We start from the raw sequence: 11,481 nt of genomic DNA on the forward strand, positions 1-11,481 counted from the left end.
TGGGCGAGGTCGTCGAGCTGGACGACTGCGCCTGTGGTGTCGGTCACAGCGAGTTATGTTACTCTGAGTTACGTAATGACGACAGACCTGGGTCGCCCCCGGAATCCCCGTATCGACACCGCCGTTCTCGAGGCGACCGTCGACCTGCTCGGCCGAACCGGCTATGCGGCGCTGTCGGTCGACGCGATCGCACGCCGGGCGGGCACCAGCAAGCCGGCCATCTACCGACGTTGGCCGAGCAAGGCGCACCTGGTGCACGAAGCGGCCTTCCCGCTCGACGCCGCGGTGGAACTGCCCGCCACCGGGTCGCTGCCGGACGACGTCCGGGAGATGGTGCGCCGCACGGCCGCGGTGCTCACCACCCCGGCCGCACAGGCGGCGCTGCCCGGCCTCATCGGCGAGATGGCCGCCGACCCCACCCTGCACACCGCGCTGCTCGAGCGCTTCGGCGACATCCTAGGCCGGGGGCTGTCCGAACGGCTGGCCGACGCCGCCGCCCGCGGCGAGGCCCGGCCCGACGTGACCGCCGGCGACCTCACCGAAGCGATCGCCGGCATCACCCTGCTGGCCTTGCTGAGCCGGGGCGCCCTGCTGGACGCCGCCTGGGTCGAACGCACCGCCACCCTCATCACGAAAGGCATCAGCGCATGACCGGAGCCACCCACGAGTCCACCGCCGCATGGCGCGAACTGATCGACACGCTCGGCAGCCTCGACCGCACCTTCCTCGAGGGCGACCGTGCGGTCACCGACGACCGCCACATCGCCGACGGCTACCGGATGCTCGCGACGACCCTCGGGGTGGCCTTCGACACCTACCTCTTCGCCGACCCCGCCCGGCCGCGCTGGCTCGAGGTGAACTCACCGTCGCGCCCCGACCGCCGGTGGGGCGGCGACAACACCGACGCCTACTACTTCATGTGCCCCGTCGACCCGCAGCGCCGCTACCGCATCAGCGGCAACCGCGGCGACAGCGTCTACTTCTCGGTGACCGCGTACAACGAACCCGCGCCGGGCGCATGGTCGGACCGCATCGTGGCGATCGTGCGCGACGACGACCTCGAGTTCACCCCCGACGGCGACTTCACCTTCGACTTCGGCCCGGCGCCCGACGCCGCGGTACTGATGACCCGCGACTACCAGGCCGATCCGCGCACCGGCCGACCGGTGCGCTGGGAGATCGAGGCGCTCGACGAGCCACCGCCGTTCCGGCACGGCGACGCCGAGACCGCATCGGCGCTGCGCGCCTCGGCGGCCTGGTTGCGGACGATGTTCGCCATCCTGCCGCTGGCCGTCGGGGTGCGCACCGACGACGCCCTCTCGCACGGTCACGAGATCGCGTCGGTGGCAAACGAATTCGCTGACCCGTACCAGGTTCCCGACGCCAACTTCGGCTGGTCGGCACGCGACGCCTGTTATGCATACGGCAGTTTCGTGCTCGAGGACGACGAGGCCCTCGTGATCACCCACCGCCCGCCGCCGTGCCGGTTCTGGAACCTCGTGGTGTGGAACCAGTTCATGGCCACCCCCGGAGTGGCCGACGCCCGCAGCTCGATCAACGGTCACACCGCGGTGCGGGGCGCCGACGGCTCGGTGACGATCGTCGTCTCACCCGGCAGCACAGCGCACCCGAACTCCATCACCACGCTCGGCTATCCGCGCGGCAACCTGGCATTCCGGTGGTTCCTGGCCGACGAGGTGCCCGCCCGGCCGCAGGTGCGGTTGGTCAAGGCGGCGGACGCCCCGACCGAAATTTGAGTAGCACTACCTAGCCGGTCGCGGCATACCGTTTTCCCATGCCAGAACGCATGTCTGAGTCCCGGGTCGCGTCGCTCCTGCCCGCCGGATTCCCCACCCCGGCCGAGGTCGCCGCCGGCACCCCCGCCACCCGCGACCGGGCCATCGACGTCATCCGCATCACCGCCCTCGTCGGCGTGGTGCTCGGCCACACCGTGATGGCCACCAGCACCATCCGCGACGACGTCTTCATCTGGAACAACCTGCTCACCACCTCGCCGGTGTTCCAGGCGCTGACGTGGGTGTTCCAGATCATGCCGCTGTTCTTCTTCGCGGGCGTGGCGGCGTGCGTGGACTCCTGGAAAGCCGGGACGTCCTGGGGAAACTGGCTGCTGCGCCGCTGCACCCGGCTGTACCGCCCGGTGTTCTACTACCTGGCGTTCTGGGGCGTCGCCCTGGTGACGCTGCGCGTGGTGCTGCCCGAACACGTCTACGAGCCGATCGCCGGGATCAGCATCCAACTGCTCTGGTTCCTCGGCGCCTACGTGCTCGTGCTCGCCGCCGTCCCGCTGCTCACCCACATCACCACCACGGCCAGGCTGGCGGCGGCGGTGATCGGCGCCTACGCGTTCGTCGCGGCGATCGACGTGCTGCGCATCAACCTGGAGATGCCGAAGCTGGTGTCCTACCTGAACATGGCGGCCTGGCTCATCCCCGGCATACTCGGGGTGGCCTATCGGCGACGCCTGCTCGACGGCCGCACCGCACTGGGTGTCGGCGTGGCGATGCTCGGGGTGAACCTGGCGCTGCTGTGGTGGGGACCCTACGAGCTGAGCCTGGTCGGTATCGAGACCCAGCAGCTGAAGAACATGACACCGCCCTCGCTGTTGCTGGCGGGTCACGCGATCATGATGTGCGCGTTCGCGATCGCCGCCGCACCCGCCATCAACCGGTGGGCGCAGCGGCCCCGGGTGTGGTGGCTGGCCGCGATCGGCAACTCCGGGGCGATGACGCTCTACCTGTGGCACATGCCGGCGCTGCTGGCCATGCATCTGGTGTTCGATCACCTCGGCCTGCCCCGGTTCGACCCGGCCGCAGACGGTTTCGTCCTGCTGTCGGTGGTCCAGCTGGCGATCATGGCGGGGCTGATCGGCCTGGCCTTCGTGACGCTGCGCCCGCTGGAGAACGATCCGCTGCCGCTGTGGGACGGCGGCCTCGTGTCGCGGCCGGGGCCGCGCAGCGCCGCGGTCGGCGCGCTGCTCTGTGTGGCCGGCGCCGCCACCCTGGCCTCGGTCGGCTGGGGGCTCAAGGATCAGGGCCTGTGGTGCGTCGCGGTGATGCTGGTCGCGCTGGTGGGCGCCCGTGGGCTCGCCGGTGACGAGGCGATCAGCGCGCCGCGTGTCACCGAACGTGCGGCCACAGCGATCTGACCGCCGGATCGTCGCACTGACCGCAGGCTCGACGAGTAGGTCAGCGGGTCTGCACGGCCAGGCGGCCGGCGAGCACGACATAGGTGGCGGCGAAGCTGCGCCGCAGCCACGCCACGAAAGCCGGCCGCCTGAACACCTTGCGGCGCACCGCGGCCGCGAACACCCCGTACGCGCTGAACACCACCAGCGTGACGGCCATGAAGACCAGGGACAGCCACACCATCGACCGCACCGCCCCGTCGCCGGGGCCGACGAACTGCGGCAGGAATGCGAGGAAGAAGATCGTGAGCTTCGGGTTCAGCGTGTTCACCAGCACACCGGTCACGACCACCCGCCGCACCGACATGGGACCGGCAGCGGCGTCCACCTCGAACATCGAGGTGTCCCGGAACGTCTTCCATGCCAGATACAGCAGGTAGAGCACTCCCAGCCACTTGATGACCGAGAAGGCGACGGCGCTGGCGTGCATGATCGCCGCCAGTCCCGTCACCGCGGCGATCACGTGCGGGACGATGCCCAGCGTGCAGGCCGCCGCCGCGATCAGGCCGGCCCGCGGCCCCCGGGTGACCCCGGCGGCGAGTGTGTACAACACCCCCGCGCCGGGCGTGGCCACCACGATCAGCGTCGTCAGCAGGAATTCCGGGCTCACCGCTGCTAACCGCTCTTGCGGCGGAACTCCCGACGGCTCTCCTGCGGGCCGTGCGCCCTTGGCTGCTTGCGGCCGCCGTCCTTGTGCGCTGCCCCGCCGCCCGCGTTCGCCTTCTTGCGTTCGAGCGCTTCGCGGAATTTCTGCCTGGTGTCGTCGTCCGGTGCGGCGGCTCCGGTCGCTTCGCCGTTGCTCTCGGTTACCGGTTCGTCAGCCATGAGCGCAGCGTAGCGTGCCCGCCCGCCGACGTCGCGAGGTTTACCGGCGTCCCGGCGGCATGCCGTAGACATGCGAGATCGGCAGTGTCAGCAGCACCCGCCGGTCGTCGACCATCGCCCGCCGGTAGTCGTCCCAGTCGGGATGTTCCCCGGCGATGTTGCGGTACAAGGCAATCAGTGCCTCGACGGTGTCGTCGCGGGGGTCGGCCGCCGGTGCGGTCAGCGCCGCGGTGCCCTCGGCCACCGCATACGACCACCCGTCGTCGGAGCTGACGTGCAGCGAGGCTCGGGCGTCGCGGCGCAGATTGCGGGTCTTGGCCCGCGGTTCGGTGATCGAGACGGACACGACGAGCGCGCGCGGGTCGAAGTGGTAGCTCACGTTCGACAGCTGTGGCCGGCCGTCGCGCTTGATGGTGGCCAGCACGCCCAGCGAGTTGTTCGCGATCAGCGCCAACAGCTTGTCGTCGAACACCTGACGGACCATGGAGCGAGCCTACGTCTTTACCATCGATGTGATGACGGCGATCGACGGCAACACATTGGAAGGCGTTTCGGCCACCACCCTGTGGACGTTGCACAACCGCGGCTCGGAGTCCAAGAGGTCCGACGGCGTGATCCGCGATCCGTGGGCGGTGACGCTGTTGGACGCCATCGACTACGACTACCGCAGATTCGGCAAGCCCAACCAGTCGCACGGGCTGCGGGCCCGCGCGTTCGACGACGCGACCGCGGGCTATCTGCGCGCCCACCCCGGCGCATCGGTGGTGGCGCTCGCCGAAGGGCTGCAGACCAGCTTCTGGCGCCTGGACCGCCTCGGCGTCGCCGACGAGGTGAGTTGGTATTCGGTGGATCTGCCCCCGGTGATGGCGCTGCGTGAACAGCTGCTGCCGCGCGACGACCGGATCGTCGAGCTGGCCCAGTCGGCGCTCGACCGCAGCTGGATGGACCGGGTCGACGCGTCGCGGGGAGTGTTCATCACCGCCGAGGGCCTGCTGATGTACCTCGAACCCGACGACGTGCTCGACCTCCTGCGCGACTGCGCGGCGCGCTTCCCGGGCGGACAGATGATGTTCGACTCGATCCCGCACTGGCTCAGCAGGCGCACGCTCAAGGGCCTGCGGCTGTCGGACCGCTACGTCACACCCCCGATGCCGTTCGCGCTGACCGCCGACGAAGGCGTCGCCCTGCCCGGACGCATTCCCGGCGTGCGCGCGGCCCGCGACATCGCCATGCCGCGCGGTCGCGGGCTGTTCAACGTGCTGTTCTGGCCGCCCCTGGACCGGCTGGTGTTCCACCGGCGCAACCGGCCCAGCATCACCTTGCTGGCGTTCGGCGGGTGAACCGCTACGTCACGCTGGACGAAGTGCTGCGGTGGGTACATTCGCGTAGGTGACAGGTACACCTCCCGCCAAGGTCGACGCCAGCGCACTGAAGGACGTCTCGGAGACCGCCCTGCTGACCCTGCAGGTGCGGGCACACGAGGCCAGGCGACCCGACTCCCTGATCGACGATCCGATGGCCGTCCGACTCGTCGACTCGATCGACTTCGACTTCGCCAAGTTCGGCTTCACCCGCCGCCAGGACATGGCGCTGCGCGCGAAGACCTTCGACACCTACACCCGCCGCTATCTCGTCGACCATCCGAAGGCGACGGTGGTGGCCCTCGCCGAGGGGTTCCAGACCAGCTTCCACCGCCTCGACGCCGCGGGTGTGGGGCACGACTTCCGTTGGCTCACCGTCGATCTGCCGCCGATGATCGCGCTGCGCGAGAAGCTGCTGCCGCCGTCGGACCGGGTGCGGATGCTGGCCCAGTCGGCGCTGGACTATTCCTGGATGGACGCCGTGGACGACTCCGACGGCGTGTTCATCACGGCCGAGGGCCTGTTGATGTACCTGTCGCCGTCGGACGCGATGGGGCTGATCAACGCCTGCGCCACCCGGTTCCCCGGCGGCCAGATGATGTTCGACCTGCCGCCGCCGTGGTTCGCCGCGATCACCCGCCGGGGTATGCGGACGTCGCGGCGCTACAAGGTGCCGCCGATGCCGTTCAGCCTGACGGTGTCGCAGGCCGCGGAACTGGCCGACACCGTGCCGGGCGTGCGCGCGGTGCACGACGTGCCGATCCCGGAGGGCCGCGGGCGGCTGTTCAATGCGCTGGCCTGGACGGCGCAGCGACTCCCGGCGTTCGACTCGGTGCGCCCGGTGACCACGCTGCTCGAGTTCGGCTAGCGCTAGTCGAAGGCCGATTCGACGTAGCGCAGCGCGTCGGTCTTGTCGACGCCGAGCGCCCGCGCCGCCGCCACGAAGGTGTGCGCCGCGGTCGCCATCGCGGTGTCGGCGGGATCCACCCTGGCGACGAATGTGCCGAACCTGCCCCGGGTTTCGAGGATGCCCGCCGTTTCCAGTTCACGGTAGGCGCGGGCCACGGTGTTGACGGCGAGGTTGAGCTGACCAGCGAGTTCCCGCACGGTGGGCAACCGGGTGCCCGGCGGCAGCCTGCCCTCACGGACACCGTCGATGATCTGCTGCCTGAGCTGGTCGAAGAGTGGCCGTGCTGCTTGCGCGTCGATCCGCACCCAATCCCCCAATTCGGCCACGTGCCCAGTATTGCTCACAGCCGCTACTTTGGTCATGTGCAGGTGACGGTGCTCAGTGGGGCAGGCATCTCGGCCGAGAGCGGCGTGCCGACGTTCCGCGACGTCGAGACGGGGCTGTGGGCGAAGGTGGACCCCTACGAGATCTCCAGCGCTCACGGCTGGGCGAATCAGCCCGAGAAGGTGTGGGCGTGGTACCTGTGGCGCCACCACATGATGGACGCGGTGGAACCGAACAACGGCCACCGCGCGGTCGCGGCGTGGCAGGACTACGCCGACGTGCACGTCGTCACCCAGAACGTGGACAACCTGCACGAGCGGGCGGGCAGCCGCAACGTCTACCACCTGCACGGCAGTCTGTTCGAGTTCCGTTGTGCGGCGTGCGGCGGGCAGTTCGAGGGCGAGGTGCCCGCGATGCCCGAACCGGTGGAGTCGGTGGACCCGCCGCAGTGCCCGTGCGGCGGGCTGATCCGCCCGAATGTGGTGTGGTTCGGCGAGGCGCTGCCCGAGGACGCATGGCAGCGGTCGGTGGCGGCGGTGACAGCCGCGGACGTGGTGATCGTGGTGGGCACGTCGTCGATCGTCTACCCGGCCGCCGGGCTTCCCGAGCTGGCGCTGGCCAACGGCACGGCGGTGGTGGAGGTCAACCCGGAGCGCACGCCGCTGTCCGACGCCGCGACCGTCAGCCTGCGCGAGTCGGCGGCCGGCGCGCTGCCCAACCTGTTGCAGCGGCTGCCACAGCTGCTGGGTTAGGTCGTCGTGGGCGGCTGGGCCGGCCGCAGCTCGAAGTGGCGTCGCATGCCCGCGAGCATCTCCTCATGGGCCTTCACCGCTTCGCGATGCGCATAGCCGATCAACGGGCGCGGCGCGACGAGCCGCAACCGTTCGACGACTTCGGTGCCGCCGTCGACGGCCTCGAAGCTCACGACGTCGCGGAGTCGCACACCGAGGTGCGCCTGCGAGTCGCCGACCACATCGCCGTCGACACCGACGTCCATTTGCACCGAGTACCACATGCGAATTGCCAATGGTCCGATGGCGTTTCGTTCCTGCACGCGCCAACGCCCTGGAGTGACCTCGCGCACCGTCAGAATCAGCGGATGGACCGCCTTCAGGTTCTGCAGGTCCGTGTAGAAGGCCCGGATCGTCGCGGGATCGGTGGGCACGAACTCGGTCAGCGTCCACTCTGAGCTCGCGCGCCACCAGCTCACGGTCAGTCCCTGACCGCCCGGCCCAGTGCCACCTCAGCGACCGGCAGCGGCGCCCAGGACGGCAGTACCCACTCGCGCCGCGCGTCGTCGACGCGGAAGCCCGCCCGCGTGATCGACGACTCCGTGTCGCGGTGGGTGTGGCAGTTCCCGAGCAGCCGCGGCCACACCGTCGCGTCGGCGAACCGCTGCAGCCGTGCCCGCATCCCGGTACCCGCGACGTGCTCCAGATAGCGCAGCTCGCCGCCCGGTCGCAGCAACGAATAGAGCTGTCGCACGACCGCGTCCGGATCATCGACCGAGCACAGCACCAGCGAGCACACCACCGCGTCGAACGGTTCGCGGGCGGCGAACTCCTCGACGGCGTCGCCGCTGACGGTGACCGGAACGGGTGCGTGCGCGGCCGCCTCGCGGGCCGTTTCGGCGAGCCGGTGCTCGGGTTCGAGCGCGACGACCTCGGCCACACCCGGCGGGTAGTGCGCGAAATTTGTGCCGGTCCCGGCGCCCACCTCGAGCACCCGTCCGGTCAACCCGGCCAGGTTCTCGGTGCGCAGGCGGCGGACGGTCTCCGGTTCGTGTCCGGACATCGCGGTCCACACCCGCGCGAAGAACGGATTGTCAACGAGGTCGCTCATCGGCCATCTCCTTCATCAGCGCGATCGCCTGCTGCGGAGGCGTCTCGACATCGATGATCGTCGACATGATGTGCCCGCAACAGACCGCCCGCAGCACGCGGTCGGCGAACGCCTCGACGTCGCCCCAGGGCAGGTAGGGCCGCGAGATCAGCATCGCCGCCACCCCGTGGGCGGCCGTCCACAGTTCCAGCGCCAGCATGGTGGGGTCGCCGGGCGGATAGATGCCCTCGGCGATCAGCGCCTCGATCGAGCCGCGCATGTGGACGAAGGCCGAACTGTTCAGCGTCACGTCGACGTCGCTGCCCGGTCTGCCCTCCCCCATCGTCGCGATCCGGTACAACTCGGGAGTCTCGGTGGCGAACCGGACGTAGGCCAGACCCTGCGCGCGCAGCACGTCGATCGCGGACGGCTGACCAGCCGCCACCCGCTGCATCTCCTCGTCGAGCTTCTCGAAGTAGCGGGCACACACCGCGTCCAGCAACGCGTCCTTGTCGGCGAAATGAAGATAGATCGACGGCGGGGTGACGCCGACGCGCTGCGCCACCGATCGGATCGACACCGCCTTGGCGTGGCCGGTCTCCAGCAGCAGATCGGTGGCGGCGTCGAGGATCTCCTCACGCAGGTGCTCGCCGGACCCGCGAGGGGCCCGGCGACGCTTCACTTCGGCCGGCCCGCTCACGTCATCCAGTGTCCGACACGGCGAGCCGCGATCGGTCATCGACCCCCGCGGGGCGCTCCGGGGCCGACTCGCTGATCCCGATGCGCTCGTGCAGCCGGGCCAGCGGCGCGGGCGCCCACCAGTTCCACCGGCCCAGCACGTGCATGAATGCCGGCACCAGCAGCATCCGGACCAGCGTCGCGTCGGCCAGCACCGCCAGGGTGAGACCCACCCCGAACATCCGCATGAACGACACCTGCGCGGCGATCAGCGCGGCGAAGCTGATCGACATGATCAGCGCCGCGGCGGTGACGACGCGTCCGGTGCGGGCCAACCCGAGCGCCACGGCTTCGTCGTTGTCCTCGGTTGTCCTACCGGGTGATCTCAGCCAGTACTCCCTGATCCTGGAGACGAGGAAGACCTCGTAGTCCATCGACAGGCCGAATGCGATGCAGAACATCAACACCGGCATGTTGGCCACCAGGGTTCCCGTCGGCGTGGTGCCGAACGCGCCGAGGTGACCGTCCTGGAAGATCCAGACCAGCGCGCCGAATGCCGCGGACAGCGAAATGATGTTGAGCAGCAATGCTTTCAGCGGTATCACCACGCTGCCGCTGAGCAGGAACAGCAGTACGAACGTCACCGCGGCGATCACGCCGAGCACCAGCGGCAACCGCGATGTGATCGACTCCGAGCTGTCGCGGTTGATCGCCGCGACACCGGTCAACTGCACCGGCCGGTCGCCGGGTGGGGCCACCGCGTGCAGGTCGTCGAGTTGCGCATCGGATGCCGCGGTGAACAGCGGCGCCTCGCTCGTCACGGTGAGATAGGCTGCGCCGTCCCGCATTCCGGTCGATGCCGCAGGCGGCCCTACCGCTGCACCGTCGACGAACGCGCCACCCGGCGCGGACACCGAGGCGACCTGGGGCACCCGTGACAGGGCGGCGGCATAGCGGTCGAACTCCTCGGATGTGATGCCGGTGGCGTCGGGCAGCACCACCGTGACGTTGGCCGCCGAGTCGACGGTGAAGCCGTTGCGCAGCTCATCACCGACCTGGCGCGCCGACGCGGACTCGGGCAGCACGCGGTCGTCGGGGAACCCCCACTTGATGCCGAGGAACGGCGCTCCGAGCAGAAGCAGCAGCGTGACGACGGCCAGACCGATGACGATCGAGCGGCGCATCACGAACTTCGTCGAGCGGTACCAGAAGGTTTGCTCGACCGGACGCGGGACGGGATCGGGCCGGCCCAGGATCCGCCGCATCCCGCGCCGGACGTCGAGGGCGTCGATGCGATCGCCAAGCAGCGCGATCGCCGCGGGCGCCACCACCAGTGCGGCCGTCGCGGCGAACACCACCACCGCGATCCCGGCGTAGGCGAACGACTTCAGGAAGTACATCGGGAACAGCACCATCGCGAGCATCGACAGCGCGACCGTCATCGCCGAGAAGAGCACGGTGCGGCCTGCCGTCACCATGGTGCGCACCAGCGCGCGGTCCCGGTCGGCGCCGTCGGCGAGTTCGTCGCGGTACCGGCTGATGATGAGCAGGGTGGAGTCGATGGCGATGGCCAGCCCCATGGCGATCGAGAGGTTCAGCGCGAAGATCGACACGTCGGTGAACAGGGTGACGGCCCGCAGCGCCGCCATCGTGCCCAGGATCGCGAAGGCGCCGACGATGAGGGGCAGCGTGGCGGCGGCCATGCCGCCGAACACCCACAGCAGCACCAGGAAGCTCAGCGGAATCGCAATCGACTCCATCAGCAGCAGGTCTTCTTCGCTCTGCCCGTTGACCTGCACGTAGGTCATGGCCTCGCCACCGGCCCGCACGGTGACGCCGTCGCGGTCGTGAACCACCTGCTCGACCAGCGCCTTGGCGTGTTTCTGGGCGCCGCTCTCGCCGCCGGTGATGCCGGCCACGATCAGGCCGGTGCGGCCGTCCTCGCTCACCAGCGCCGATGCCGCGGCGGGCGGCGCGGTCCACGCCGAGCTGACCTGACCGACGTTCGGCGAGGCTTCGAGCTCGCGCACGATGTCGTCGCCGACAGCACGGGCGGCGGAATCTCGCGCGCCTGCCTCGGAGGTGACACTGATGACCAGATCCATGTCACCGCGGTCGAATTTGTCCACCAGCACCGCGGTGGCCCTGGCCGACTCGGAGGTCGGATCCTGGAATCCGCCGGCGGACAAGTTCTTGGCCACCGGGATGCCGAAGATCCCGGCCGCGACCATCACGAGTGCGGCGATGACCAGGATCCGGCGTGGCGCGGCGATCGCGAATTCGGCCATCCGTTGCAGCATCGACGCGTCCTCCCGACCGAATCCTGGACTTACCGGCGCTAACTTAACAACGGTAAC

General features: G+C 69.6%; 14 protein-coding genes. 6 read left to right on the forward strand and 8 right to left on the reverse strand.

Features of this window, described 5'->3' with window-relative positions; all coding sequences use genetic code 11:
• Positions 1-75 precede the first annotated feature (75 nt).
• Genes O6P37_RS01240 through O6P37_RS01250 form a run of 3 tightly spaced genes read left to right on the forward strand, consistent with a single transcriptional unit; the run spans position 76 to position 3,166 of the window.
• On the forward strand, positions 76-651 hold the full coding sequence (locus O6P37_RS01240) for a TetR/AcrR family transcriptional regulator (protein ID WP_269892361.1): 576 nt from the start codon (positions 76-78) through the stop codon (positions 649-651).
• Positions 648-1,757, forward strand: coding sequence for a DUF1214 domain-containing protein (locus O6P37_RS01245; protein ID WP_269892362.1), 1,110 nt, complete (start codon positions 648-650; stop codon positions 1,755-1,757). The genes O6P37_RS01240 and O6P37_RS01245 overlap by 4 nt, the downstream gene beginning before the upstream one ends.
• 38 nt (positions 1,758-1,795) lie before the next feature.
• Complete coding sequence (locus O6P37_RS01250; RefSeq protein ID WP_269892363.1) at positions 1,796-3,166, forward strand: acyltransferase family protein; 1,371 nt, start codon at positions 1,796-1,798, stop codon at positions 3,164-3,166.
• A gap of 40 nt (positions 3,167-3,206) precedes the next feature.
• Here O6P37_RS01250 and O6P37_RS01255 read toward each other — a convergent pair whose 3' ends face one another.
• From O6P37_RS01255 to O6P37_RS01265, 3 genes are read right to left on the reverse strand one after another with little or no spacing between them, the layout of a single operon-like run.
• Positions 3,207-3,815, reverse strand: coding sequence for a LysE family translocator (locus O6P37_RS01255; protein ID WP_269892364.1), 609 nt, complete (start codon positions 3,813-3,815; stop codon positions 3,207-3,209).
• Between the two features lie 5 nt (positions 3,816-3,820).
• Positions 3,821-4,030 carry a DUF5302 domain-containing protein gene (locus O6P37_RS01260; protein WP_264011288.1) on the reverse strand — a complete coding sequence of 70 codons (210 nt, stop codon included), beginning with the start codon at positions 4,028-4,030 and terminating at the stop codon, positions 3,821-3,823.
• A gap of 40 nt (positions 4,031-4,070) precedes the next feature.
• Positions 4,071-4,514, reverse strand: a complete 444-nt coding sequence (locus O6P37_RS01265; protein ID WP_264011289.1) for a PPOX class F420-dependent oxidoreductase — start codon at positions 4,512-4,514, stop codon at positions 4,071-4,073.
• A 31-nt stretch (positions 4,515-4,545) separates the two neighbouring features.
• Between O6P37_RS01265 and O6P37_RS01270 the strand changes: the two genes are divergently transcribed.
• Both O6P37_RS01270 and O6P37_RS01275 read left to right on the forward strand, forming a co-directional pair.
• Positions 4,546-5,370, forward strand: coding sequence for a class I SAM-dependent methyltransferase (locus O6P37_RS01270; protein ID WP_269892365.1), 825 nt, complete (start codon positions 4,546-4,548; stop codon positions 5,368-5,370).
• A gap of 49 nt (positions 5,371-5,419) precedes the next feature.
• A complete protein-coding gene (locus O6P37_RS01275) occupies positions 5,420-6,259 on the forward strand; it encodes a class I SAM-dependent methyltransferase (RefSeq protein WP_269892366.1) in 840 nt (279 codons plus the stop codon).
• Positions 6,260-6,261: 2 nt separating this feature from the next.
• On the opposite strand, the gene O6P37_RS01280 is transcribed toward O6P37_RS01275, so the two are convergent.
• Positions 6,262-6,627, reverse strand: a complete 366-nt coding sequence (locus O6P37_RS01280; protein WP_269892367.1) for a GntR family transcriptional regulator — start codon at positions 6,625-6,627, stop codon at positions 6,262-6,264.
• A gap of 36 nt (positions 6,628-6,663) precedes the next feature.
• Here O6P37_RS01280 and O6P37_RS01285 point away from each other — a divergent pair, with 36 nt between their 5' ends.
• Positions 6,664-7,377 (forward strand): NAD-dependent deacylase, encoded by a 714-nt coding sequence (locus O6P37_RS01285; RefSeq protein WP_269892368.1) that lies wholly within the window; start codon positions 6,664-6,666, stop codon positions 7,375-7,377.
• On the opposite strand, the gene O6P37_RS01290 is transcribed toward O6P37_RS01285, so the two are convergent.
• The 4 genes from O6P37_RS01290 to O6P37_RS01305 are packed head-to-tail and all read right to left on the reverse strand — an operon-like array spanning position 7,374 to position 11,424.
• Positions 7,374-7,790, reverse strand: a complete 417-nt coding sequence (locus O6P37_RS01290; protein WP_269892369.1) for an SRPBCC family protein — start codon at positions 7,788-7,790, stop codon at positions 7,374-7,376. The two genes, O6P37_RS01285 and O6P37_RS01290, sit on opposite strands and share 4 nt — an antisense overlap.
• A gap of 47 nt (positions 7,791-7,837) precedes the next feature.
• The gene (locus O6P37_RS01295; RefSeq protein WP_269892370.1) at positions 7,838-8,467 is read right to left on the reverse strand and encodes a class I SAM-dependent methyltransferase; all 630 of its coding nucleotides are present in this window, start codon (positions 8,465-8,467) and stop codon (positions 7,838-7,840) included.
• On the reverse strand, positions 8,451-9,185 hold the full coding sequence (locus O6P37_RS01300; RefSeq protein WP_408633088.1) for a TetR/AcrR family transcriptional regulator: 735 nt from the start codon (positions 9,183-9,185) through the stop codon (positions 8,451-8,453). Before O6P37_RS01300 ends, O6P37_RS01295 begins: the two co-directional genes overlap by 17 nt.
• Positions 9,148-11,424: an MMPL family transporter gene (locus O6P37_RS01305; protein WP_269892372.1), complete on the reverse strand. Its 2,277-nt coding sequence runs from the start codon at positions 11,422-11,424 to the stop codon at positions 9,148-9,150. Before O6P37_RS01305 ends, O6P37_RS01300 begins: the two co-directional genes overlap by 38 nt.
• Positions 11,425-11,481: the final 57 nt, after the last annotated feature.

The sequence above is a fragment of the Mycobacterium hippophais genome (assembly GCF_027529605.1).
In the GTDB taxonomy this organism is placed as follows: Bacteria; Actinomycetota; Actinomycetes; order Mycobacteriales; family Mycobacteriaceae; genus Mycobacterium; species Mycobacterium arseniciresistens.